This window comes from Leifsonia sp. NCR5, from assembly GCF_002105485.1.
In the GTDB taxonomy this organism is placed as follows: domain Bacteria; phylum Actinomycetota; class Actinomycetes; order Actinomycetales; family Microbacteriaceae; genus Leifsonia.
Window position 1 is genome coordinate 48,111 of record NZ_NCSR01000007.1, and the last position, 22,322, is coordinate 70,432.

22 protein-coding genes and 3 tRNA genes are annotated in these 22,322 nt (G+C 69.6%); 8 read left to right on the top strand and 17 right to left on the bottom strand.

Going from position 1 to position 22,322, the window contains the following annotated elements; all coding sequences use genetic code 11:
• Positions 1-3: 3 nt before the first annotated feature.
• From folB to tilS, 6 genes are all read right to left on the bottom strand, one after another.
• Positions 4-390 carry a dihydroneopterin aldolase gene (gene folB / locus B7438_RS07865; RefSeq protein ID WP_085368997.1) on the bottom strand — a complete coding sequence of 129 codons (387 nt, stop codon included), beginning with the start codon at positions 388-390 and terminating at the stop codon, positions 4-6.
• Positions 383-1,186, bottom strand: a complete 804-nt coding sequence (gene folP / locus B7438_RS07870; protein WP_085368998.1) for a dihydropteroate synthase — start codon at positions 1,184-1,186, stop codon at positions 383-385. The genes folB and folP overlap by 8 nt, the downstream gene beginning before the upstream one ends.
• Complete coding sequence (gene folE, locus B7438_RS07875; protein ID WP_085368999.1) at positions 1,183-1,758, bottom strand: GTP cyclohydrolase I FolE; 576 nt, start codon at positions 1,756-1,758, stop codon at positions 1,183-1,185. The genes folP and folE overlap by 4 nt, the downstream gene beginning before the upstream one ends.
• A 13-nt stretch (positions 1,759-1,771) precedes the next feature.
• Positions 1,772-3,778 carry an ATP-dependent zinc metalloprotease FtsH gene (ftsH, locus tag B7438_RS07880; RefSeq protein ID WP_085369000.1) on the bottom strand — a complete coding sequence of 669 codons (2,007 nt, stop codon included), beginning with the start codon at positions 3,776-3,778 and terminating at the stop codon, positions 1,772-1,774.
• A 96-nt stretch (positions 3,779-3,874) separates the two neighbouring features.
• Positions 3,875-4,426, bottom strand: a complete 552-nt coding sequence (gene hpt / locus B7438_RS07885; RefSeq protein ID WP_055899140.1) for a hypoxanthine phosphoribosyltransferase — start codon at positions 4,424-4,426, stop codon at positions 3,875-3,877.
• A 16-nt stretch (positions 4,427-4,442) separates the two neighbouring features.
• Positions 4,443-5,534 (bottom strand): tRNA lysidine(34) synthetase TilS, encoded by a 1,092-nt coding sequence (gene tilS / locus B7438_RS07890; protein WP_085369001.1) that lies wholly within the window; start codon positions 5,532-5,534, stop codon positions 4,443-4,445.
• An 11-nt stretch (positions 5,535-5,545) separates the two neighbouring features.
• Here tilS and ppa point away from each other — a divergent pair, with 11 nt between their 5' ends.
• Entirely contained in the window at positions 5,546-6,070 is a 525-nt protein-coding gene (gene ppa / locus B7438_RS07895) for an inorganic diphosphatase (protein ID WP_256921931.1), read from the top strand.
• Between the two features lie 87 nt (positions 6,071-6,157).
• Here ppa and B7438_RS07900 read toward each other — a convergent pair whose 3' ends face one another.
• On the bottom strand, positions 6,158-7,480 hold the full coding sequence (locus tag B7438_RS07900) for an NlpC/P60 family protein (protein ID WP_085369003.1): 1,323 nt from the start codon (positions 7,478-7,480) through the stop codon (positions 6,158-6,160).
• The gene (locus B7438_RS07905) at positions 7,473-8,777 is read right to left on the bottom strand and encodes a M23 family metallopeptidase (RefSeq protein WP_256921921.1); all 1,305 of its coding nucleotides are present in this window, start codon (positions 8,775-8,777) and stop codon (positions 7,473-7,475) included. Before B7438_RS07905 ends, B7438_RS07900 begins: the two co-directional genes overlap by 8 nt.
• A 428-nt stretch (positions 8,778-9,205) precedes the next feature.
• On the opposite strand from B7438_RS07905, the gene B7438_RS07910 reads away from it, so the two are divergent.
• The 5 genes from B7438_RS07910 (at position 9,206) to B7438_RS07930 (ending at position 10,801) form a co-directional block, all read left to right on the top strand.
• Positions 9,206-9,278 (top strand) — tRNA-Glu (locus tag B7438_RS07910).
• A gap of 51 nt (positions 9,279-9,329) precedes the next feature.
• Positions 9,330-9,406 (top strand) — tRNA-Asp (locus B7438_RS07915).
• A 62-nt stretch (positions 9,407-9,468) separates the two neighbouring features.
• Positions 9,469-9,544, top strand: a tRNA-Phe gene (locus tag B7438_RS07920).
• Between the two features lie 99 nt (positions 9,545-9,643).
• A complete protein-coding gene (locus B7438_RS07925; protein ID WP_085369004.1) occupies positions 9,644-10,111 on the top strand; it encodes a DUF6153 family protein in 468 nt (155 codons plus the stop codon).
• Positions 10,112-10,195: 84 nt separating this feature from the next.
• Positions 10,196-10,801, top strand: coding sequence for a DUF305 domain-containing protein (locus B7438_RS07930; protein WP_085369005.1), 606 nt, complete (start codon positions 10,196-10,198; stop codon positions 10,799-10,801).
• A 61-nt stretch (positions 10,802-10,862) separates the two neighbouring features.
• On the opposite strand, the gene B7438_RS07935 is transcribed toward B7438_RS07930, so the two are convergent.
• Together B7438_RS07935 and B7438_RS07940 are read right to left on the bottom strand one after the other, a co-directional pair.
• Positions 10,863-11,447 (bottom strand): dihydrofolate reductase family protein, encoded by a 585-nt coding sequence (locus tag B7438_RS07935; RefSeq protein WP_085369006.1) that lies wholly within the window; start codon positions 11,445-11,447, stop codon positions 10,863-10,865.
• Between the two features lie 27 nt (positions 11,448-11,474).
• Entirely contained in the window at positions 11,475-12,710 is a 1,236-nt protein-coding gene (locus tag B7438_RS07940) for an MFS transporter (RefSeq protein WP_085369007.1), read from the bottom strand.
• A gap of 47 nt (positions 12,711-12,757) precedes the next feature.
• Between B7438_RS07940 and B7438_RS07945 the strand changes: the two genes are divergently transcribed.
• Positions 12,758-14,185: a PLP-dependent aminotransferase family protein gene (locus B7438_RS07945; protein WP_085369008.1), complete on the top strand. Its 1,428-nt coding sequence runs from the start codon at positions 12,758-12,760 to the stop codon at positions 14,183-14,185.
• Between the two features lie 10 nt (positions 14,186-14,195).
• Here B7438_RS07945 and B7438_RS07950 read toward each other — a convergent pair whose 3' ends face one another.
• From B7438_RS07950 to B7438_RS07980, 7 genes are read right to left on the bottom strand one after another with little or no spacing between them, the layout of a single operon-like run.
• Positions 14,196-15,659: an NAD-dependent succinate-semialdehyde dehydrogenase gene (locus tag B7438_RS07950; protein ID WP_085369009.1), complete on the bottom strand. Its 1,464-nt coding sequence runs from the start codon at positions 15,657-15,659 to the stop codon at positions 14,196-14,198.
• Positions 15,660-15,684: 25 nt separating this feature from the next.
• Positions 15,685-16,911 (bottom strand): iron-containing alcohol dehydrogenase, encoded by a 1,227-nt coding sequence (locus tag B7438_RS07955; protein WP_085369010.1) that lies wholly within the window; start codon positions 16,909-16,911, stop codon positions 15,685-15,687.
• Between the two features lie 46 nt (positions 16,912-16,957).
• Positions 16,958-17,728, bottom strand: coding sequence for an SDR family NAD(P)-dependent oxidoreductase (locus tag B7438_RS07960; RefSeq protein WP_085369011.1), 771 nt, complete (start codon positions 17,726-17,728; stop codon positions 16,958-16,960).
• A gap of 37 nt (positions 17,729-17,765) precedes the next feature.
• Positions 17,766-18,548 carry an HpcH/HpaI aldolase/citrate lyase family protein gene (locus B7438_RS07965; RefSeq protein WP_085369012.1) on the bottom strand — a complete coding sequence of 261 codons (783 nt, stop codon included), beginning with the start codon at positions 18,546-18,548 and terminating at the stop codon, positions 17,766-17,768.
• A gap of 2 nt (positions 18,549-18,550) precedes the next feature.
• On the bottom strand, positions 18,551-19,465 hold the full coding sequence (locus B7438_RS07970; RefSeq protein ID WP_085369013.1) for a hypothetical protein: 915 nt from the start codon (positions 19,463-19,465) through the stop codon (positions 18,551-18,553).
• Between the two features lie 24 nt (positions 19,466-19,489).
• Positions 19,490-20,422 carry a 3-keto-5-aminohexanoate cleavage protein gene (locus tag B7438_RS07975; RefSeq protein WP_085369104.1) on the bottom strand — a complete coding sequence of 311 codons (933 nt, stop codon included), beginning with the start codon at positions 20,420-20,422 and terminating at the stop codon, positions 19,490-19,492.
• Positions 20,419-21,342 carry a DUF6282 family protein gene (locus tag B7438_RS07980; protein WP_085369014.1) on the bottom strand — a complete coding sequence of 308 codons (924 nt, stop codon included), beginning with the start codon at positions 21,340-21,342 and terminating at the stop codon, positions 20,419-20,421. The genes B7438_RS07975 and B7438_RS07980 overlap by 4 nt, the downstream gene beginning before the upstream one ends.
• Before the next feature lie 203 nt (positions 21,343-21,545).
• Here B7438_RS07980 and B7438_RS07985 point away from each other — a divergent pair, with 203 nt between their 5' ends.
• On the top strand, positions 21,546-22,322 hold the full coding sequence (locus B7438_RS07985) for an IclR family transcriptional regulator (protein WP_085369015.1): 777 nt from the start codon (positions 21,546-21,548) through the stop codon (positions 22,320-22,322).

Below are 22,322 nucleotides of genomic sequence, written 5' to 3' on the forward strand. Positions count from 1 at the left end.
GTGTCACGATCGCTCCCGCAGGATGCGCACGGCCACGTCGCCGAACGGCACACTGATCGGGGCGTCCGGCTTGTGCACCGTCACCTCGACCGCGTCGACCGGGGGATGCGCGAGCACGACGGCGGCGACGCGCTCGGCCACCGTCTCGATCAGGTCGACGGGGTCACGGCGCACGGCGTCGGCGATCTCCTCGGCCAGCTCGCCGTAGTGGACCGTCTGCGCCACGTCGTCGGACGCCGCCGGTGCCGCCAGGTCGAGCCAGGCGGTCACGTCGACCACGAAGTCCTGCCCGTTCTGCCGTTCGAAGTCGTAGACGCCGTGGTGCGCACGCACGCGCAGGCCGGTGAGGACGATCGCGTCGGACGGTCGGGTCGCAGCTGGCCTAGTCATCGCTTCCAGCTTGCCACGCCCGCACGACATCGAGGGCGATCCTGGTGGATGCGACATCGTGCACGCGCACGGCCCACGCCCCGTCGCGGGCGGCGAGCGCGCTGATGACGGCGGTGGGCGCATCCCGGTCGGTGGCGGAAGCGCCGTCGGGCAGCAGCGCGCTCAGGAATCGCTTGCGGGAGGCGCCGATCAGGATCGGGTACCCCAGCGTCTCGAACGCGCGGAGCCCGGCGAGCACCTGCCAGTTGTGCTCGCCCGTCTTGGAGAAGCCGAGGCCGGGGTCGAGGATGAGCCTGCTCGGGTCGATGCCGACGTCGAGCAGCGCGGTGACGCGCGCGGACAGTTCCGCGCGCACCTCGCCGACCGTGTCCGTGTAGCGGGCGAGGGATTCCATCGAGTCGCTCTGGCCACGCCAGTGCATCACCACGTACTGCAGGCCGGTGTCGAGCAGGGCCTGCGGCATGCCGGGGTCCGCGAGGCCGCCGGAGACGTCGTTGATGATCGCGGCGCCGACATCCGCCGTCGCCCTGGCCGTCTCCGCGTTCATCGTGTCGACGCTCACGGTGATGCCGCGGGAGGCGAGCTCGCGCACGACGGGGACGACGCGTGCCTGCTCCTCTGCGGGGTCGACCCGGAGGGCGCCCGGCCTGGTGGACTCGCCGCCGACGTCGATCATGTCCGCGCCCTGCTCCACCAGGTCGATGGCATGCGCGATGGCGGCGTCCGGTTCGAGCCAGAGGCCGCCGTCGCTGAAGGAGTCCGGTGTCACGTTGAGGACACCCATGATGAGCGTCACGCGATGCCACGCCCGATCAGGGCCACGAGCTCCGCGCGCGCGGCCGGGTCTGTGAACGCGCCGCGGGCGGCCATCGTGACCGTCGTGCTCGCGGTCTGCCTGGCGCCGCGCGTTGTCACGCAGGTGTGCGCCGCATCGAGGACCACCAAGACGCCGCGCGCCTCCGTGCCGCGTTCGATGGTGTCCGCGATCTGCTCGGTGAGCCGCTCCTGCAGCTGTGGCCGGGCGGCGAGCGTGTCGACCACCTTCGGGATGCGCCCCAGGCCGACCACCTTCTCCCCCGGCAGGTATGCGACGTGCGCCATGCCGAGGAACGGGAGCAGGTGGTGCTCGCAGATGGAACGGAACGCGATGTCGCGCAGCAGGATCGTCTCGGCCTTGTCGGTCTCCAACGGCACGGCGTCGCCCAGCTCGGCGGCAGCATCCTTGCCGAGGCCGGAGAAGAACTCGGCGTACGCGTCGGCGACCCGCGACGGGGTCGCCGCCAGTCCCGGACGCGCAGAATCCTCGCCGATGGCGGCGAGGATCTCTGCGACAGCTGCCTCGATGCGCGGACGATCGAAACCGGTCATGCGCGCGCCGGCTCTACGCGGTGGCCGGGCGCGGCTTGCGAACGGGTGCGCGCTTGGGCTTCGACGGCGGCTCGGAGTCGACTCCACCGTCCACGGCGCCGGCGTCGATCGGCGCCTTGGCCTTGGGGTAGTCGATCGGAGGGAGGTCGGAGATCGGGCGCTTGTCGCTGGACAGCCACTGCGGGCGCTCCGGCAGCTTCACCACGTCTTCGAAGATCTCGGCGATCTGGTTGTGGTCGAGCGTCTCCTGCTCCAGGAGAGCGGCGGCGAGCCGGTCGAGCACAGCGCGGTTCTCGTTGATGACCTGCCAGGCCTCGTCGTGCGCCTTCTCGATCAGGGTGCGCACCTCGGCGTCCACCTGCTCGGCGATGCGCTCGGAGTAGTCGCGCTGGTGACCCATGTCGCGGCCGAGGAACATCTCGCCGTTGGCCTGGCCGAGCTTGACGGAGCCGATGTCGGCGCTCATGCCGTATTCGGTGACCATCTTGCGGGCGATGGAGGTGGCCTTCTCGATGTCGTTGGATGCGCCGGTGGTGGGGTCGTGGAACACGATCTCCTCCGCGACACGGCCGCCCATCGCGTATGCGAGCTGGTCGAGCAGCTCGTTGCGGGTGACCGAGTACTTGTCTTCCAGCGGCATGACCATCGTGTATCCGAGGGCACGGCCACGCGGGAGGATCGTGATCTTGGTGACGGGGTCGGTGTGACGCATCGCGGCGGCGGCGAGAGCGTGGCCGCCCTCGTGGTACGCCGTGATCAGCTTCTCCTGGTCCTTCATCACGCGGGTGCGCTTCTGGGGACCGGCGATCACACGGTCGACGGCCTCATCCAGCGCACGGTTGTCGATCAGCTGCGCGTTGGAGCGGGCGGTCAGCAGGGCGGCCTCGTTGAGCACGTTGGCCAGGTCTGCACCGGTGAAGCCCGGCGTCTTGCGCGCCAGCACTTCGAGGTCGACGGAGGCGGCGAGCGGCTTGCCGCGTCCGTGCACCTCGAGGATCTTCTTGCGGCCGACCATGTCGGGGGCGTCGACGCCGATCTGGCGGTCGAAGCGACCGGGGCGCAGCAGCGCAGGGTCGAGGATGTCCGGACGGTTGGTGGCCGCGATCAGGATGACGTTGGTCTTCGGGTCGAAGCCGTCCATCTCCACGAGCAGCTGGTTCAGCGTCTGCTCGCGCTCGTCGTGCCCGCCGCCGAGACCGGCGCCACGGTGGCGACCCACCGCGTCGATCTCGTCGACGAAGATGATGGCCGGAGCGTTCTCCTTGGCCTGCTGGAACAGGTCGCGGACACGGCTTGCGCCGACACCGACGAACATCTCGACGAAGTCCGAACCGGAGATCGAGTAGAACGGCACGCCGGCCTCACCGGCGACGGCGCGGGCGAGCAGGGTCTTACCCGTTCCTGGAGGGCCGTACAGCAGCACGCCCTTCGGGATGCGGGCGCCGACCGCCTGGAACTTCGCCGGCTCCTTGAGGAAGTCCTTGATCTCTTCGAGCTCTTCGATGGCCTCGTCGGAGCCTGCCACGTCTTCGAAGGTGACCTTGGGGCTCTCCTTCGTGACGAGCTTGGCCCTGGACTTGCCGAACTGCATGACCTTGTTGCCGCCGCCCTGCATCCCGGACAGCATGATCCAGAAGAACACGCCGATCAGCAGCACGGGGATGAGGAAGCCGAGCGCGGAGAGCAGCCAGTTGGGCTGCGGGACCTCGTCGTCGTAGCCCTTCGGCAGGTTGGCGTCGTCGACGGCCTTGACCACGTCGGCGCCGCGGGGCGTGACGTAGTAGAACTGCACCTGGCTGCCGAGCGTCTTGTCGGCCGTCTTCAGATTCAGGTCGACGCGGTTCTCACCGTCCACGATCTTCGCGCTCGAGACCTTGTCGTCTTGCAGGAGCTCGAGGCCCTTCTGCGTCGACACTGCCTTGAAGCCCGACATGGTGATCAGGCTCGAGCCGATCCACACTGCGACGATGGCCAGCACGATGTAGAGAATCGGCCCGCGGAAGATCTTCTTGACGTTCATGGTGCAGCCAGAGTACCGCCACGGGACTGTGCGCCGCCTGCGTGTTCGCTCTGGGCGCGCCGGGCGTTCAGAACGCCCGTGATCGCCCGGTCGGGATCAGCTGTACACGGAGGGCGCGAGAATGCCGACGCCCCGCAGATTGCGGTACTTCTCCGCGTAGTCGAGGCCATAGCCGACCACGAACTGGTTCGGGATCTCGAACCCGACGTACTTCACGTCGATCTCGACCCTGGCGGCCTCCGGCTTGCGCAGCAGGGTGCAGATCTCGATGGACTCCGGGCCGCGCGAGCGCAGGTTGGCCAGCAGCCACGACAGGGTGAGGCCGGAGTCGATGATGTCCTCGACGATCAGAACGGTCTTGCCGTCCAGGTCGGTGTCCAGGTCTTTCAGGATGCGCACGACCCCGCTCGACGCGGTGCCGGAGCCGTACGAGCTCACGGCCATCCAGTCCATCGTGACCGGGATCTTCAGCTCGCGCGCCAGGTCGGCCATGACCATGACGGCGCCCTTGAGCACGCCGATCAGGAGGACGTCTTTGCCGGCGTAGTCGCGTTCGATCTCGCGGCAGAGCTCGGCGATACGGGAGCGGATCTGCTCCTCGGTGATGAGAATCTCGGTCAGGTCGTCGTGAACGTCCGTGAGTTCCATGAGGGAGGTGCTGTCCTTAAGAGTTGGGGGAAAACATGAGCAGCCCGTTCTGCCTGACAACTCTAACGCCTGGGAGGCTGAGCGGACCCTGGCCGTGCCAGTCGGTGATCAGCTCGGCGACCGCGAGCGTGTGCGCGCGGCTGAGCGACACCCCGAACTCGGCGGAGACGACCAGCCGGATGATCCGCTGACGAAGGGCAGGAGGGTCGGCCGCGAGCCCGCGCACGTCGAGGGCGACCGCTCCGTCGTCGGTCTGGGTCACCAGTTCGAGCGCCCAGTCGAGGGCGAGGCCGTCGAGCGCGTCGTCGTCCTCGCGCAGCTGTTCCGCCGTGCGGGCGAGCGCCTCGGCGATGCCGGGACCCAGCTCCCGTTCGAGCACGGGGAGCACGGTCGAGCGCACCCGCACCCTCGCGTACGACGGGTCTGAGTTGTGTGGGTCCTCCCACGGGGTCAGCCCGCTGTCAGAGCAGAACGCGTGCGTGGTCTCCCTGCGCAGCGCGAGGAACGGGCGCAGCAGTGTGCCGGTGTCCGCCGCCATGCCTTGCAGGCTGCCCGGGCCGGAGCCGCGGGCGAGGCCGAGCAGGACCGTCTCCGCCTGGTCGTCGAGGGTGTGCGCCAGCAGGATGCGCTCAGCGCCCGTGGATGCGCGTGCCCGGGAGAAGGCGGCGTGGCGGGCGGCGCGTGCGGCGGCCTCCGGACCGGAGCTGTCCGCATCCACGGTCACCGTCTCGACGATCACGGGGTCGAGGCCCAGACCGCGGGCGGTGGTTGCTGCGGCGGCGGCGACGTCGGCAGAGCCGGGTTGCAGGCCGTGGTCGACGATCACGGCGCCCGCCCGGTATCCGGCGCGCGGCGCCTCGAAGGCGGTGGCGGCTGCAAGGGCGAGCGAGTCCGCTCCCCCGCTCAGGCCGACGAGCACCAGCGCGCCGGCGGACAGTGGATGCGGTCGCTCCGGCCCGTGGTCGTCGTGCGCATCCGGGGCTTCGAGCACAGCCGCCGCTGCCAGTGCGGTGCGCACCGCACGCCGCGCGTCCGCGATCGGCGGGGTGAGACGGGGGCGGCGTTCGGCGCGGGGCGGTTCGGCGCCTGGAGAACCGTTGAGGTGCATCCAGTAACGTTATTGCAGACTTTTCGACACAAGGAGAGAACACCATGGCCGAATACGATGCGATCATCGAAATCCCCAAGGGGAGCCGCAACAAGTACGAAGTGGACCACGAGACCGGCCGGGTGTACCTCGACCGCGTGCTCTACACCGGGTTCGTCTACCCGACCGACTACGGGTTCTTCGAGAACACGCTCGGCCTCGACGGCGACCCCGTCGACGTGCTCGTGCTGCTCGAGTACCCGGTGTTCCCCGGCGTGGGCATCAAGGTGCGCCCGGTCGGCGTGCTCAACATGAGCGACGAGGCCGGCAGCGACGCCAAGGTGATCGCCGTGCAGTACAAGGACCCGCGCTGGGCGCACATCCAGGACGTCGATGACATCCCGGAGGGCACCCGCGCCGAGATCCAGCACTTCTTCGAGCACTACAAGGACCTCGAGGCCGGCAAGTGGGTCAAGGTCGACGGCTGGGGCGACGCCGCAGAGGCGAACGCCATCATCGAGGCGGGCATCGCCAAGCTCGCCGAAGAGGGCCACTAGTCCCCACGCAATCGAGTCCGGACTTATGCACGCCCGCCGCGGCGTGTCGCGTGCATAAGTCCGGACTCGATTATTTAAGGACCGTTGTCAGGCGCTGGGGCGGGCGACCTGGTACCAGGGGGAGCCCCAGACGGACTGGATCTTGACGACGTCGCCCTCGGTGGGGGCCGCGATCATCATGCCGCCGCCGATGTAGATGCCCACGTGGTAGAAATCGCCGGGAGCGTCGCCCCAGAAGATGAGGTCACCCGCCTGCTTGTCGCTGTACGAGACCAGCTGGCCGCGGTTGGCCGCGGTGTAGTACTGGTTGTTGACCGAGTGGCTGCCAATGTAGACGCCGGCGTACCCGTAGGCCTTCATGGTGAGGCCGGAGCAGTCGTAGCCGCCAGGGCCCTCTCCACCGAAGATGTACGGCTTGCCGAGCTGGGCGCGCGCGTAGGCGATCGCCGTGTCGACGACGTTGCCGTTCGGCGGTGCGACCGGGCCGCCGCCTCCGCCGCCGCCGCTGGGGGCTGTACCGCCGCCTCCACCGCCGCCTCCACCGTTGCCGCCGCCTCCGCCGGAGTTCTTCGCCTGCTCCTGCCGCTGGCGCTCTGCCTCCGCAGCCGCTGCGGCAGCAGCCGCCTGTGCGGCCCTGACCTGCTCGCCCTGCAGATACGCGGCCTCGGTCTGGGTCGACGTGTTCTTCAGCGTGGCGAGCTGGGCGACCAGCTCGGTGGACTTGCTCTGCTGGGTGGCGAGCGCCGCCTGGGCCTGCGCCTGCGCATCCTGAGCGGCCTTGAGCGCGTCGTCGGCCTTCGCGGCCAGCGACTGGCGCTCGGTCTTGGCGACCTTCGCCTGCGCGGTCAGCGACTCCGCGTTGTTCTTGTCTTTGGTGGCCTGCTCGTAGACGTCCTTCGACTGGGCGGTGAGCTTGCTCATCGTGCCCAGCTGGTAGAGCAGCTTGTCGGCGGCGGAACCGGAACCGCCGCCCTTCAGCATCAGATCGACGGAGAGGTCGCCGCCGCCGCTCGACTTCGCCAGGTGGGAGGCGAGCAGACCGGCGCGCATCTGCGAGGTCTTGGCCTTCTCCGCCGCGGCAGACGCCTGCTTCTGCAGGTCGGCTTCCTTCTTGGTGGCCGCCGTCAGAGCGTCCTTCGCCTGGAAGTACGCCTCCGCCGCCTTCTCGGAGGCGACGCGGGCCGCATCCACCGAGGACTGCAGTCCGGAGATCAGCTGGGTGATGTTGTCGATCATCGCCTGCTGGTTCTGGACGTTCGCTTTCGCCTGCTGCACGTCGTTCCACGACGGGTAGTCGTCTGCGAATGCGGGCGCGGCGATGACGCCGACGGATGCGGTGACCACACCCATGACGCCCGCGCCGATCATGACGCCGGGGCGAACCCGCGGCCTGTCGTTCTGGCTAGCCAAGTGGTGCCTGCCTTTCCCTCATGAACGGAATCCCGTCGATCTTCACGCCGCCGAGGCGCACCTCGAAGTGCAGGTGGCACCCCGTGGATGCGCCGGTCGTGCCGACGCGTGCGATCGGCTGGCCGGCACTGACCGACTGGCCGATGCCGACGAGGATCCCTCCGTTGCGGATGTGCGCATAACCGGTCTGCACACCGCTTCCGTGGTTGATCAGGACGAAGTTGCCGTACGAGCCGTTGGGGCCCGCGTACTCGACGACGCCTGGATATGCGGCGTAGATCGGCGAGTTGCATCCCGCGCCGATGTCGATGCCCTGGTGGTATGTGCTGCCGACGCCGCCCGGCGACGGGCGGGAGCCGAAGCCGTCGGTGATCGGGCCGGCGGCGGGGACGGCCCAGCCCTGCGGGCCGACATAGCCGCCCGGCAGTCCGCCGGAGCCCTGCGCAGCCGCGGCTGCCGCCGCTGCCGCGACACCGGCCTCGTAGCCGGCGACGGTCTTGCTGACGGTGTCGCGCAGAGCGGCGAGCTGCGCCTGCATCACGACGATCTGCTTCTGCTGCTCCGCGAGCTTGTCCTGGGCGGCCTTCGCGGCCTCGGCCGCAGCCTTGAGCGCGGCCTCCGCGGCGATCCGCAGCTTCTCGCGCTCCGCCTTGGCCACGACGGCCTGTGCGGCGAGCGCTTTCGCCGTGTTCTGAGCGGCCTTGGCGTCGGTGTAGACCCTGTTGGACTGCTCGACCAGCTTCGACATGCTGCCGAGGTCGGAGAGCAGCTTGTCCGGGCTGGTGCTCGAGGCGCCGTTGCCGCTCAGGAAGAGGTTGGCTGTGAGGTTGCGACCACCCGTGCGGTACAGCTGGGCGGCGAGCTTGCCGGCCTGAACGCTCGCGTCGTCCGCCTTCTTCTGGCTCTCGTCCGCCTGCTTCTGGATGAGGTCGGCCTTGATGTTGGCGTCGTCGAACGCAGCCTCCGCCGCCTGCAGCTCCTGGCCGCGCTTGACGGCCTCGGCCTGCGTGGCCGCCACCTCGCCCTTGAGCTGGCTGATGAGTCCGTTGATCCTGTCGACCTGCGCGGAGGCCGCTCCGGCGTTGGCCTTGGCGTTCTGGACGTCCTGCCAGCTCGGGTACTGGTCCGCGTACGCGGGGGCAGCGACGGCGCCGACCGCGAAGACGGTCGCGACGCCGATGGCGGCGACCAGGGCGCGCATCCGGTGCCGGATGGAGCCTGTGCGGCCGAGCAGGCCGGCGCGCCCGGCGGCGGGAGCTCGTCGGGGGCTGGGTGAGACCGGTTCAGTGCGCTTCATCGTTTCCTCGAACCCGTTCGCTCGTGCTCGTTTGAGTCACATGAGTCACACGGGTCCCGCTGTCAACGTGTGCAACTTTAGCAACAAGCACTCCGGGAGCCCAGGGTCGGTGGGCTGTGGATGCTCGAAGACACGGAGATCGACGGGGGGCGGCGCGCGACTGCACGGACAGCCCGGGCGGCCGTCGAGAGCGAATCTAACCCGCGATCGAGAGGAAACCGTGACCATTCGCTGGCTGGTCGCGGGATGGTCGCGGCATGGCGGAAATGGGTGGAATGCGCGCCGCTGGGTGCGCGCGCGGTCCGGCCCCGCGCATCCCGAACAGCCGGACCCGCCCGGGATGCACGCAGGATTCGCTTTTGCCCGGGGGTTTCCGTATGCTTGTTCGTCGGTGGTCATCGGAAAGTGAAAGCGATCCGTGACGTTCCGGCCCCATCGTTTAGCGGCCTAGGACACCGCCCTTTCACGGCGGCAGCACGGGTTCGAATCCCGTTGGGGTCACTGTCCGTTGAAGGTAACGGCGTCCTATATAATTGAATAGCTTCACATTGAGGCCCTGTAGCGCAGTTGGTTAGCGTGCCGCCCTGTCACGGCGGAGGTCGCGGGTTCAAGTCCCGTCAGGGTCGCCACGACGAGAAGCCCTTCCCTTGGGAAGGGCTTCCGTCTAGAGGCGGCATCGGTCGTCTCGAGAGGCTCTGTAGCTCAGTTGGTAGAGCGTTCGACTGAAAATCGAAAGGTCACCGGATCGATGCCGGTCGGAGCCACCAGAGAAAACCCCCGGTTCGCCGGGGGTTTTTTGTTGGCCCGACGACGCCCCGGCCGCGCATCCAGACTGTGCCGCTAGCGTGGCAGCGGAAGGAGAACGCATGCTCGCCGACGGCATCTCGATGAACACCCGCACGTGGCGCCGCCTGTTCATCCTCCTGATCGCGGTCGCGGGCATCGTCGCGGGCATCCTGGCCATGCACGTGGTCAGCACACCGGTGAGCCAACCGCACGAATTCGCCGCGTCCCACGTGGCGGCCGGTGTCGCGGACCAGGCTCCGTCTCACGGAACCGCCGCGGACCCCTGGGCTCTCCCTGCGGCGATGTCAGCCACGGGAACGACCAGCGCCTGCGCCGCCGGCGGTTGCGACCCGATGCACGACATGACCGTCATGGTGTGCACGCTCGCGCTGCTCGCCGCGACCATCCTGCTGCTGGCTCCCGCTCTGGCCAGGGCTCTGCTCGGTCCCGGCACGCAAGCCGCACCCTCCACCCTGATCCGGACGGCCGCCAGGACCATCGGATCGTCGCCGCCGTCTCTTCTGGCTCTCTCCGTCGACCGCAGATGACGCACGCAGCACCGCCGCGCACGCGCGGTGGTGCTTCAGCCTGCCCAACATCTGCACATCCACACGACGAAAGAGACAATCCACATGAACATCAGACTGATCGCGCTCGCCTCCGGCGCCCTCCTGACCGCAACGGCACTGGCCGGATGCACGCCCGGCCCCTCCGGGGACGGCTCCGGGATGGGGAACATGCCGGGGATGGACCACAGCTCCAGCACGGACGCCGCGACCTCCGACCACAACCACGCAGACGTCACGTTCGCGATGGAGATGGTGGCCCACCATCAGCAGGCCATCGAGATGTCCGACACCCTACTGAATAAGCAGGGTGTCGACGCGCAGGTGACCGGGCTCGCGCAGAAGATCAAGGCTGCTCAACAGCCGGAGATCGACACCATGAACGGGTGGCTCCGGGCCTGGGGGCAGGAGACCGGCATGAGCGGTATGAACATGGACGGCAGCGGCATGATGTCGCAGCAGGACATGGACGCGCTCACCGCGGCGTCCGGCACCGAGGCATCCCGGCTGTTCCTTACCCAGATGATCCAGCACCACGAGGGCGCCATCACCATGGCGGCGGCCGAGACCGAAAAGGGACAGGCGACCGATGCCGTCGCGCTGGCGAAGAAGATCGTCACAGCGCAGACCGCCGAGATCGCCGAGATGAAGAAGCTCCTCGCGAGCCTCTGACCTCTCTGGTCGAACGCGGGCGCCGTCACCTCTCTCCGGAGTCGTGGCGGCGCCCGTCGTCTCAGTCGCCCTGCCGCACTTCCCGCCCCGCGTCGTAGTCGAGCAGCAGTGCGCCGGTGTCGAGCTGGCGGGAGCCGACCAACGTCAGGTCGGTGGCGGGGAGTCCGTCGGCGAAGATGGAGCGGCCGGAGCCGGCCAGGCGTGGCATCAGCAGCAGGCGGTAGTGGTCGACGAGGCCGGACTTTGTCAGGGCCGCGACGAGGGAGATGCCGCCGACGGCCACGATTTCACCGTCATGGCGCTGCTTGATGCGGGTGACCGCCTCGTCCAGTGGGCCGCGCTCGACGGTGGCGTTCCATCCCGGCTGCTCGAGAGTGTCCGAGATGACCACCTTCGGCAGGCGGTTCATGGTGCGGGCGAACGCCCGGTACTCGTCGCCGTTCTCGGCGGTGTCAGCTGTCGGCCAGTACGCCGCGTTGAACTCTAAGGCGGTGCGTCCGTACACGAGCAGCTGGCCGTCGTGCGCGTTCGTGCCCGACCAATACTGCTGCATTTCGTCGGACCAGTCCGGCGAAATCAAGCTGCCGTCCGCCCGCTCGGTGAATCCGTCGATGGTCATGAACATCGCGACCGTGAGTGTTCCCATTGTCGTTCTCCTTCTGTCGGTGGTGCGTTATCGGGTGGGACCGGTGGTGGATGCGGTGATGGTTGCACTGGCGGATGCGCTGCGCCGCACGAGCGTGAGGACCAGCGGCAGCGCCACGGCGAGCGCGAGGAAAGCGAGGGCCGGCCCGACCAGGGCGGCGAGGGCGCTGACCGCGAACGCGCCCGCCGCCATACCGCCGTCGTAGCCCGCGTTCCAGAGGGCGCTGACGGTGGCGAACTGCCGTTCGTCCGCACGCTCGTACATGGCGGAGATGGTGCTGTTCTGCAGGGTGCCGAAGCCGAGACCGAAGACCACGCCGCCGGCGAGCACGAGGGGAGCGCTGGCGGTCGCCGCCATCGCGGCCATACCGACGGCCGAGAGTGCGATGCCGGGGAGGAACAGGCGGCGGTGCCCGAGACGGTCGCCGTACCGGCCGGCGAGCCAGCGTCCCAGCCCCGCCGCGGCCGGCTGCACCAGCAGCAGGGCGGGAGCGAGAGCGGAGGCGGAGCCGGTCAGCGCACCGGGGACACAGGTGACGACGACCCCGGCGACGGCCGCGGAGGCCGCGAACACGAGCGCCGGCCGCAGCAGCTCCGGGGAGCGCAGGCCCACGAGGATGCCGGTCCCCGACCGTCCGGAGGTTCGCGAGGAGACCTGCGCCGTCTGCGCCCCTGCTGCGCGCCCGGGCAGCCCGCCGACCGACGCCACCGCGAACAGAGGCACCGCCCCGGCGATCGCGAACACCCATCCGGGACCAGCCACGGCGCTGAGAGTCACCCCGAGCGGCAGCGCGAGCAGCGAAGGAACGGCGCTCACCAGCCCGGCGAGCGCGAGGCCCTCGCCGCGGCGATCGGCCGGGACGATCGCCGCGGTCACCGCGCCTCCCGCGACGATCGCCAGCGCGAAGCCCAGACCCCGCAGCACGCCGGTGGTCACGAGAACGGGGAGGGACACGGAGAACAGCAGAACGAACGTCGGAGCTCCGAGCAGCACGAGCCCCACCGCGAGGACCGCCCGGGCGCCGACCCGCTGCATCAGCCACGGCGAGGCCAGCTCGCCGGCGACGGTCGCCGCGAGCAGCGCGCCGTTGGCGACGCCGCCGCCGACCGGTGAGTTCGCGTCCGCGAGCAGCGGCACGGCGGCGAGCGGGAGGAAGAAGCCGACAGAGCAGGCGACGATCGAGACGAAGCGCAGCAGGAGCGGGCGCGTCACCAGCGGGGAACGCTGCGGAAGGGCGGTGGTGCTGAGGCTCATCGTGGTCATGGGAACGACCCTAAATTCGGGGTGGCATGGCGGTAAGATCCATTCGCATGGCGGTGGAGTGGTCCAATTCGACTCCCGAGCTGCTGGTCCGGCTGGACCGCGACTCCGGCGTTCCGCTGCGCACCCAACTACAGACGAACCTGCGGGCCGCGATCCAGGATGGGCGGCTCGCGGCAGGCGAACGGCTCCCCTCCTCGCGCGATTTCGCCGCCAGCCTCGGCGTGGCCCGCGGAACGGTCCAGGACTGCTACGAGCAGTTGCGGTCGGAGGGATACCTCGTCGCGCAGACCGGATCGGCGACGCGCGTCGCCGCGGTGCAAGTCGAGCCGGTCGAGCCGGTCGAGGGAGTCGGGGAGGCGCCGACCGTCGGGGTGCCGCACACCCCACCCGCCCGGGTCGCCGACTTCGCGTCGGGAGTCCCCGACCTCGGCACGATCCCGCGCGACGACTGGACGTGGGCGATCCGCGAAGCGACGAGGAGCGCCCCGAACGCCGCCTTCGACTACGGCGACCCGCGCGGAGACCCGAGCCTGCGGGAGGTGGTCGCCGCGTACCTCCGGCGCGTCAGGGGGATGAACGCTCGGTCTGCCCAGATCGTCGTGTGCGCGGGATTCGCCCAGGGCGTCGCGCTCACGTTCCGCGCACTCGCCCGGCGCGGCATCGCCACGATGGCGGTGGAGGATCCCGGCTCGATCGGCACGGTCACGCGCGCGGCGGAGGCGGTCGGCGGCTCGGCCGTGCCCGTGCCGGTGGACGAGCTCGGCATCGACGTGGCGGCGCTCGACGCGAGTGGAGCACGCGCGGTGGTGCTGACCCCCGCGCACCAGTGGCCGACCGGCGTCGTTCTCGCCCCCGAGCGGCGCCGCGAGCTGCTCGCCTGGGCCGTGCGCCGCGACGGCATCATCGTGGAGGACGACTACGACGCCGAGTTCCGCTACGACCGCGAACCGATCGGATCGTTGCAGGGGCTGGCGCCGGACCGGGTGGTCACGCTCGGAACCGTGAGCAAGTCACTCGCGCCCGCCCTGCGCCTGGGCTGGACGGTGACGCCGGCCTGGCTCGCAGACGAAGTGGCGGCCGCGAAGGAGTCCGCCGACCGCGGCGCACCGACGCTCGACCAGCTCGCCCTCGCCCGTCTCATCGAGTCCGGACGCTACGACCGGCACCTCCGCCGGATGCGCACCCTCTACGCCGCCCGCCGCGACGCGCTCGCCTCTGCTCTGCTGGCGCACGCGCCGACGGTGAGACTGACCGGCCTGGCGGCGGGGTTCCACGCGGTCGCCCACCTGGCACCGGATGCGGACGAGCAGCAGATCGTCGACGAGGCCCGCACGCGCGGGGTCGCGCTCTACGGGATGAGCACGTACCGCTCGACGAACAGCCCGCATCCGCCGCAGCTGGTGTTCGGGTTCGGCAACACGTCGGAGGAGTCGATCCGGGCTGGGGTGGCGGCCGTCGCCGACCTGCTCCGGTGACGTGCCCGCATCACGCCGTCAGGGCCAGATACTTCTCCTCCAGGAACTCCAGAATGCCCTCGCTGGAGCCTTCGCGGCCGAGCCCGCTCTGCTTGACGCCGCCGAACGGGGCGGCGGGGTCGCTCACCACGCCGCGGTTGATGGCGATCATGCCGGCCTCCAGGCGGCGTGCGACCGCGATGGCTTCCCGCTCCTCGCCGAAGACGTAGGCCATCAGGCCGAAGATGGTGTCGTTCGCCATCCGCACCGCCTCGTCCACGTCGTCGTATCGCACCACGGCGGTGACCGGTCCGAAGATCTCGTTCGCGTTGATCTCGGAGCCGTGGCGGACATCCGTGACCAGGGTCGCGTCGTAGAACGCACCCACCGCCGAGCTGCGGCCACCCTGCACGACGGTCGCACCGTCGCGCACCGCCGAGTCCACGAGAGCAGCCACCTTGTCGCGCTCCTTGACGGAGACCAGGGCGCCGAGCTGGTTGGACCGGTCGAGGCCGGGGCCGACCTTCAGCGCTCCGAGCTCGCCGGCCAGGCGTGCGACGAACTCGTCGTGGATGCTGGAGTGCACGTAGAAGCGGTTCGCCGCGGTGCACGCCGAGCCGCCGTTGCGCATCTTGGCCAGTAGGGACTCCCGCACCGTCACGTCGAGGTCGGCGCCGGGGAGGACGACCACCGGGGCGTTGCCGCCCAGCTCCATCGACGCGCTCACCACCGTGTCAGCGCAGGCGTGCAGCAGTTCGCGGCCGACCTCGGTCGAACCGGTGAAGGAAAGCTTCCTGACAGCAGGATGCGCGAGCATCTCGGCGACGATCGGCCCGGTCGGCACCGGGGTGACCAGGTTCACCACACCCGCCGGGAAGCCGACCCTGCGCAGCACGTCGACCACGTACGCGGCGGTCAGCGGCGTCTCCCTGGCCGGCTTCAGGATGACCGTACAGCCGGCGGCGAGCGCCGGCGCGAGCTTGCGCGTCGCCATCGCGGCCGGGAAGTTCCAGGGGGTGATCAGCAGGGAGACCCCGATCGGCTGGCGGTCGACCACGATGCGCTTGTCTCCGGCAGGGGAGAGCCGGTACTCGCCCGGGATGCGCACGGCCTCCTCGGCGAACCACCGGAAGAACTCCTTGGCGTAGTTCGCCTCGCCGATCGCGTCTGCGTACGACTTGCCGTTCTCGCGGATCATGATTTCGGCGAACAGCTCCACCTCGTCGGTGAGCACCTCGTATGCGGCGCGCAGCAGTTCGCTGCGCTGCCGGGGCGGGGTGTCCGCCCAGGCCGCCTGCGCCGCAGAGGCAGCCTCGACGGCGGCGAGGCAGTCCTCGCGGGTGGCGATGGCGAAGTCGGCGATGGTGCTGCCGTCGGACGGGTCGACGACGGGGAACGTCGTCCGGGCCGATCCCTGCCGCCATTCGCCGTCGATGAACAGGTCGGAGACGAGCGGAAGGGAGGCCGTGGTCGGCGCGGGGAGGGTGCTGGTCATGGGCGTTCTCCAGGGAGGGTGGTGGTCAGCGGACGGGGGCGGCGAGCATGGCGCGGTCGCCCGCGTAGGCCGCCTCGAGGATGGCGAGCAGCAGTGCGGGGTCGGAGCCGATCGGCGAGATGTCGACGAGACGTTTCGAGCGCAGCGCCAGCTCGGCGATGTGCGGCAGCTGGTCGCGCTCGATGCCGAGCTCGGCGAGACTGCCGGGGATGCCGATGGTGCGGCAGAGGTCGGCTACTCGGTCCACCGCATCCTGCGCGGCGATCCGGGTGTCCGTCTCCGTTCCGCCCATGGCCGCGTCGATCGCGGCCAGCTTCTCGGGGATGACGGGCACGCACGCCTGAAGCACGTACGGGATCATGAGTCCGGTGCCGAGTCCGTGGGGGGTCTTGGTCAACGCTCCGATCGGGTACTGCAGCGCGTGCGAGAGATGGGTTCCGCTCGGGCCGAACGACATCCCGGCAAGCAGGCTGCCGAGCGCGACCTGCTCGCGCGCATCCCGGTCGCCGCCGTCCGCGACAGCGCTCGCGAGGTTGGGGGCGATGGCGCGGATCGCGTCGAGGGCGAGACGGTCGGCGAACAGGTTGTGCCCGGTGAAGACGGGGAGGTCCCCCGACCAGTCCAGCGGCAGGTCGGCCGCCGTGAACGATTCGAGCCCGTGCACGAGGGCGTCGATGCCGGAGAACGCGGTGACGGACGGCGGTGCTCCGAGCGTGAGCTCGGGATCCACCAGGGCTGCCGCTGGCACGAGATACGGGCTGGAGATGCCGATCTTCATCGTCTGCGCCGGGTCGGAGACGACCGCGACAGGCGTCACCTCGGATCCCGTTCCGGCGGTGGTGGGCACGGCGACGATCGGCAGCACCGGACCCGGCACCCGGTTCTCGCCGTAGTAGTCGCTCAGAACACCGCTGTGGGCCACGAGCAGTGCCACCAGCTTCGCTGCATCGAGTGCGCTGCCGCCGCCGTAGCCGAGGACCACGTCAGGGGCGAACGCGGCGGCTGCTGCTCCGGATGCGGTGAGCGAGTCGACGGGCAGCTCGGGCAGCACGTCGGTGTGGACCTCGACCGTGAGGCCGGACCGGTCGAGCCCGTCCAGGACGGCGAGGAACTCGGGCGACGATGCGAGCATCGGGTCGACGACGGCGAACACGCGGATCCCGTGCTCGGCGATCACCCGCGGCAACTGGGCGCGCACGCCGAAACCGAAGTGGATGCGCGGGGGCAGCCGAAGGGTGCCGGAGGCTGGCATGGTGGTTCCTCTTCTCTGGTGCGATGCGGGGTCAGGCGATGCGTGGTCAGGCACTGAAACCCCCGTCGACGGGCAGCACGACGCCGCTGATGTGGCTCGCGAGGTCGCTCAACAGCCAGGCTGCTGCCTCGCCGACCTCTGCCCCGCTGCCGACCTTGCGCAGCGGGGTCGCGGCGATACGCGCCTCGACCCCGCCGGGGATGGCGGCGCGGGTCTGGTCGAGCATGGGCGTCTCCGTCGGGCCGGGCGCGAGCGCGTTGACGCGCACGCCCACCGGGCCGTTGTCGTGCGCCGCGGTGCGGGTGAGACCGATGACGGCGTGCTTGGTGGCCTGATATGCGCCCATCCCGGAGCTGCCGCGCAGACCGCCGATGCTGCTGACGTTCACGATGGAGCCCGCCCCCGCCTGCCGCATGATGCGCAGCTCCTCGCGGAGGCACAGCCACACGCCCTTGACGTTGACGGCGAGGATGCGGTCGAAGTCCTCCTCGGACACCTCGTCCAGGCGGCCGCCCTGGGTCAGGCCGGCGTTGTTGAACGCGCCGTCGAGCCGGCCGAAGCGCTCGACGGTGGCGTCGACGACCCTGGCGACGTCTGCGGCGACGCTGATGTCGCCGATGGCGTGTGCTGCATCGTGCCCGGCCGCGGTGAGCTCGTCGGCGACGGCGCGCAGGGGGCCCTCCGTGCGGGCGACGAGCATGACGGACGCTCCGTGCGCGGCGAACACCCGGGCCGCGTCGGCGCCGATGCCCGCGCTGGCGCCGACGACGAGGACGACCTTGCCGGCGAGCAGAGGCGATCGAGAGGGTACGGTCATTGCAGTTCCTTCCGGGAGGGAGCCGGGCCGGCGGGTGTCAGGCATAGGTGACCGTCCTCCCCGCGGCGAGCGCGGACGCTGCGGCAGCGCCGAGCAGACTCGCGTCGTTGCTCATCATCGTGAAACGGTACCCGGCGTCGACGGCTGCCTGCACCGACGCGGCCGACGCTCCCCCGGCGTTGCCGACCGGCACACCGGCAGCGTGACCGCCGCGGATCGCCGTCTCGATGATGGCCACGATCTCCGGGTCGGTCTCTGTACGGCCTTCGGCGGTGGACAGGTCGGCGGCGCCGATCAGCAGGGCGTCCACCCCGTCGACCGACGCGATCTCCTCGGCGGAGCGGGCGGCGGCGGCGCTTTCGATCTGGGCGATCAGCACCACCTCCTCGTTGCCGTAGCGCAGATACTCCGAGCGCGGCATCGCACCCCAGCCGCCGGCGCGGCTCGTGCTTCCGACCCCGCGGGTGCCGAGGGGGGCGAACCGCACGGCCGCCGCGGCGTCTCGCGCCTGAGCGACCGTGTCGACGTGCGGGAGCATGATGCCCTCCGCTCCCGCGTCGAGGACCCGCTGCACGAGACCGCCGTCGAGCGCCGGGATGCGCACGATCGGCGAGACACCGGCGAGCAGGGCGACCCCGATGTGCCGGGAAGCGGTCTCGACGCTCATCGCCGAGTGCTCCAGGTCGATCACCGCGAAGTCGAAGCCGGCGTGGGCGATGAGCTCCATGCTCTCCATCGCCGGCAGCTTGACCCAGGTGCCGATGGCGGGGCCGGTGGACACGGCCAGTGCCTGCTTGAACATGCTCGATCGAGGCAGCATGCTCACCGCGCAGGGTAGTCGTCGGCGTTGAGGACCCAGCCGGAGGCCGAGAAGTCCTCGCGCGGGGGCGAGAAGATGTCGAGGAGCTGCTGATGGCCGCCGACGCCCTGGGTCGTGTGCACCGTTGGCGGCGGGATGACGCAGATCGACGGCGTGCCGATCTCGCGATGCTCGTCTGGCCGCCACTGGGCGGAGTCCGGTCCCCACGGATAGCGGATGTGGTGCACGAATCGCCCCTTCACGCCGAACGAGATCTGCTCGAAGTCGTCGTGGTGGTGGGGAGAGAGCTTGTGCTGATCGCGGGGCCCCGGCTCTTCGGCGAGGAAGTTGACCATGAGGTTCGTCGTGCGGAAGATCCGGCCGAAGCGGCCATCCGCGATCGGGGTGTCCGCGAGAAGGTAGACGCGCAGCCGGAAGCCTCCGACCGGGTCCGGCCACGGCTCGAGAGGAGCCGCCCGGAGGTCGGGTTCCGCATAGGCGTCGGCGTTGACGGCGGTCGCGCGCAGGGCGTCGTCGACCGTCGAGAACAACCGGATGACCGGACCATCGGCCAGCACCTCCACCATGCTGTCCCCGGGAGGCACGGCGACGAACGCCTCCTCGACCACCTCAGCGGTCCGGCCGCCGGCGGTGATGCGCAACGGCGCGCTGTCGGAGTAGAGCAGCACCGCATACTCGTCTGGCTGCCCGGTGCGCGAGAACACCTCGCCGGCCTTGGCCTCGGAGTACGCGATCACCAGGTTCGCGGCCCGCGCGACCCAGGTCCGGCCACCGGCCTCCCCGACGAACGACGGCTCGAGGTCGTGGAACGCGATCCACTGCGACGGCTTGATCGGCGTGGCCGGGTCGATCGCGCGCGCCGTCGGCTGCGCGACGGCGAGCTGCGAGCGGATGTCGTCTTTGGCATACATCGTCATGTTCGTTCCTTCTCGTCCGTGTGCTTAGAGCGTGACCAGGTCCGCGCCCTTGAGCGCGAGCATCCGGCGGGCGTCGTCCGGCGTCGCGATCGGCCGGCCGAGGTCTTCGACCACGGCGCGGATCTTGCGGACCTGCTGGGCGTTGCTCGTCGCGAGCTCTCCCTTGCCGATCCACAGGCTGTCCTCCAGTCCCACCCGGACGTGCCCGCCGAGCCAGGCGCTGTGGGTGCCGAACTGCAGCTGTGCGCGCCCGGCCGCGAAGGCCGAGAACGCATATTCGTCGCCGAAGAGCTTGTCGGCGATGGCCACCATGTGGGTCAGGTTCGCGTGGTCGGCGCCGATGCCGCCCAGGATGCCGAAGACGCCCTGGATGAGGAACGGAGGCTTCACGAGCCCGCGGTCGGCGAAGTATGCCAGCGTGTAGAGGTGCCCGATGTCGTAGCACTCGTACTCGAACCGGGTCCCGAGCTTCTCTCCGAGCTCGCGCAGGGTGTACTCGATGCGGTCGAAGGAGTTGATGAACGGCTGGGAGTACGTGTTCAGCACGTACTGCCGCTCCCACTCGTGCTTCCACTCCGTCACCTTGTCCGCGATCCCGGAGTACACGAAGTTCATCGAGCCCATGTTGAGGGATGCCAGCTCCGGGGCGAATCGCAGGGCTCCGGCCAGGCGCTCCTGCATCGACATCGCCGACGAGCCGCCGGTGGTGATGTTGATCACCGCATCCGTCTGCTCCAGGATGCGCGGCACGATCTGCTCGTACACCTCGGCCTCCCAGGCGGGGCGGCCATCCGGGTGGCGGGCGTGGAGGTGGATGATGGCCGACCCGGCTGCCACCGCCTCCAGCGCCGACGCAACCACCTGGTCGGCGGAGAGGGGCAGGTGATCGCTCTGCGACGGCACGTTCACCGAGCCGGTGACGGCCGTGCTGATGATCACCTTCTCTGCCGCCTTCATCGGTTGCTCGCCTCGAGGCCGAGCAGGAACGCCGTGTTGCGGCAGATCATCTGCCGGATGTCCTGCTCCTTCACCCCGTGGTCGAGCAGCTGCTGCACCACATACAGGTAGCCGTCGACCGGGAGCGGGTTGCCCTTCTGGCCGAGGTCGGAGTCGATCACCGTGTGCTCGGGTCCGACCTTCTCGATCCAGTCGACGAGCTGGGAGATCGGGAAACCGGGGGCGGGGACGCCCGGGTGGTACATCGACAACTCGTGCTCCACGAAGGCGCCCAGGCCGATCATCTCCTCCACATCGTTGTCCGATGCGTTGACGATGAAGTCCGGGTGGTGCAGGAGCAGGCGACGCACGCCGTTCTCCTTCGCGGTCGCGAACAGCGCCTTCATCGACTCGGCGTCGAGGTGGCCGCCGGAGAGCATGATGTCTGCCTGACCGATCAGCTGCGTCACCCGCACGGTCTCCGCCGAGACATTCCCGTCGGCGGCCCAGACCGTCTCCTCCTTCTCTTCCAGGTTCGACCCGGCGGTCGGGAACCCGTCGTCGTGGCTGTGCGCGCGGATATGCTGGCCGGCCGAGACCGTCGGCCCCCACACGGCGCGACCGCCCATCTGGATGGCGACGGCGACGGCCGACGGGTTGATGCCGCCGACCTCCGAGTTGAGCGCGACCCCGCCATATGCCGGGGTCGGCGCCTCCCTGAGGCGGTCGCCCATCGCGAGCAGGTCCATCACCGTGTTGTGGTGGTGCGACTTGATCAGGATGGCGCGCATGCCGATGCGTGCGGCGTCGTACGACGCCTCCACGTGATCGAGCCGGCGCGGGAACGGGCTCGGGCCGGAGTGGACATGCAGATCGACGGCTCCCTCGAGAACCTTCAGCAGCGCGGGGGACGGGGTGGGCGTGTCATCGGTGGCGAGCATCCGAGAACCTCCTTGTGTTCGGATCACGTACTTTTCGTTCAGAATACGGACGAAAGCAGCCCTTGTCCACTGGAAGTCTCGAAAAACGCTGCGCTCTAGCTCATCCGGAATGTTCATGATCCGAAATTGTGGATTGCATTATGGACATTTACTTGCTTTACTGAACGCTGACAACGCTTCGACCCTCGACGAGGAGGTGAGTCATGATCGAGCAGACTGCAGCACACGGCGACGAGCCCCGGGCGATCGCCCTCCCCGATTCCGACAGGGGCGGCATCCAGTCGATCGAGCGCGCCGCGATGGTCCTGGACCTCTTCGACCAGCACACGCGGACGCTCTCCCCCGCCCTCGTCTCGGAGCGCCTCGGCCTCAACCGCACGACCGCGCACCGCTACCTGCTCTCGCTTCAGGCGTCCGGCTTCCTCAGCGCGTCGTACGGCCCCGGCCGCCTCATCGACCAGCTCTCCGGACTGGTGTCGAGCAGACAGCAGATCCTGTCGCTGGCCCCGACGATGCTCCGACAGCTCTCCGACGCCACCGGCCTGACCGCTGTCCTCAGCTTCCTCGGCCGCTCCGGCGCGGTCGTCGCCCACGTCGAGGAGGCGAACGCCGGCACGATCGTGCTGACGGTCAGGGTCGGTGCGGCGCTCGAACTCAAAGCCGCCCAGACCAGAGTGCTCCTCGCCTTCCAGTCCGACCCGACCGTCGTCCCTCGCCTGCACGCGGGACTCGATGCAGAGGAGGCCAGGCGCGAGAACGCCGAACTGGCCCTCATCCGCCGCGACCGCATCGCCTGGGCCGATCTCGGCAGGGTCGGACTGGCGTCCGTGGCGGCGCCGGTGTTCGGCGACCACGACATCCAGGCGGCGATGGCCGTCCTGGGGACCACGACGATGCTCCCCGCCTCCGGCGAGTCTGCGGAGCGTGTGGCGATGCTCAGAGAAGCCGCCGAGCAACTCGGCGCGATGGTGAACGGATGA

What these genes read in the sequence shown, in the direction of transcription:
- hpt (WP_055899140.1), bottom strand. Translation starts at nt 4,426, where the DNA reads ATGGAACTCACGGACGTTCACGACGACCTGACCGAGATTCTCATCACC.
- B7438_RS07905 (WP_256921921.1), bottom strand. Translation starts at nt 8,777, where the DNA reads ATGAAGCGCACTGAACCGGTCTCACCCAGCCCCCGACGAGCTCCCGCC.
- B7438_RS07930 (WP_085369005.1), top strand. Translation starts at nt 10,196, where the DNA reads ATGAACATCAGACTGATCGCGCTCGCCTCCGGCGCCCTCCTGACCGCA.
- B7438_RS07925 (WP_085369004.1), top strand. Translation starts at nt 9,644, where the DNA reads ATGCTCGCCGACGGCATCTCGATGAACACCCGCACGTGGCGCCGCCTG.
- B7438_RS07975 (WP_085369104.1), bottom strand. Translation starts at nt 20,422, where the DNA reads ATGAAGGCGGCAGAGAAGGTGATCATCAGCACGGCCGTCACCGGCTCG.
- B7438_RS07950 (WP_085369009.1), bottom strand. Translation starts at nt 15,659, where the DNA reads ATGACCAGCACCCTCCCCGCGCCGACCACGGCCTCCCTTCCGCTCGTC.
- B7438_RS07945 (WP_085369008.1), top strand. Translation starts at nt 12,758, where the DNA reads ATGGCGGTGGAGTGGTCCAATTCGACTCCCGAGCTGCTGGTCCGGCTG.
- ftsH (WP_085369000.1), bottom strand. Translation starts at nt 3,778, where the DNA reads ATGAACGTCAAGAAGATCTTCCGCGGGCCGATTCTCTACATCGTGCTG.
- B7438_RS07935 (WP_085369006.1), bottom strand. Translation starts at nt 11,447, where the DNA reads ATGGGAACACTCACGGTCGCGATGTTCATGACCATCGACGGATTCACC.
- B7438_RS07970 (WP_085369013.1), bottom strand. Translation starts at nt 19,465, where the DNA reads ATGACGATGTATGCCAAAGACGACATCCGCTCGCAGCTCGCCGTCGCG.
- B7438_RS07960 (WP_085369011.1), bottom strand. Translation starts at nt 17,728, where the DNA reads ATGACCGTACCCTCTCGATCGCCTCTGCTCGCCGGCAAGGTCGTCCTC.
- folB (WP_085368997.1), bottom strand. Translation starts at nt 390, where the DNA reads ATGACTAGGCCAGCTGCGACCCGACCGTCCGACGCGATCGTCCTCACC.
- tilS (WP_085369001.1), bottom strand. Translation starts at nt 5,534, where the DNA reads ATGCACCTCAACGGTTCTCCAGGCGCCGAACCGCCCCGCGCCGAACGC.
- B7438_RS07940 (WP_085369007.1), bottom strand. Translation starts at nt 12,710, where the DNA reads ATGACCACGATGAGCCTCAGCACCACCGCCCTTCCGCAGCGTTCCCCG.
- B7438_RS07980 (WP_085369014.1), bottom strand. Translation starts at nt 21,342, where the DNA reads ATGCTCGCCACCGATGACACGCCCACCCCGTCCCCCGCGCTGCTGAAG.
- folE (WP_085368999.1), bottom strand. Translation starts at nt 1,758, where the DNA reads ATGACCGGTTTCGATCGTCCGCGCATCGAGGCAGCTGTCGCAGAGATC.
- B7438_RS07965 (WP_085369012.1), bottom strand. Translation starts at nt 18,548, where the DNA reads ATGCTGCCTCGATCGAGCATGTTCAAGCAGGCACTGGCCGTGTCCACC.
- B7438_RS07955 (WP_085369010.1), bottom strand. Translation starts at nt 16,911, where the DNA reads ATGCCAGCCTCCGGCACCCTTCGGCTGCCCCCGCGCATCCACTTCGGT.
- B7438_RS07985 (WP_085369015.1), top strand. Translation starts at nt 21,546, where the DNA reads ATGATCGAGCAGACTGCAGCACACGGCGACGAGCCCCGGGCGATCGCC.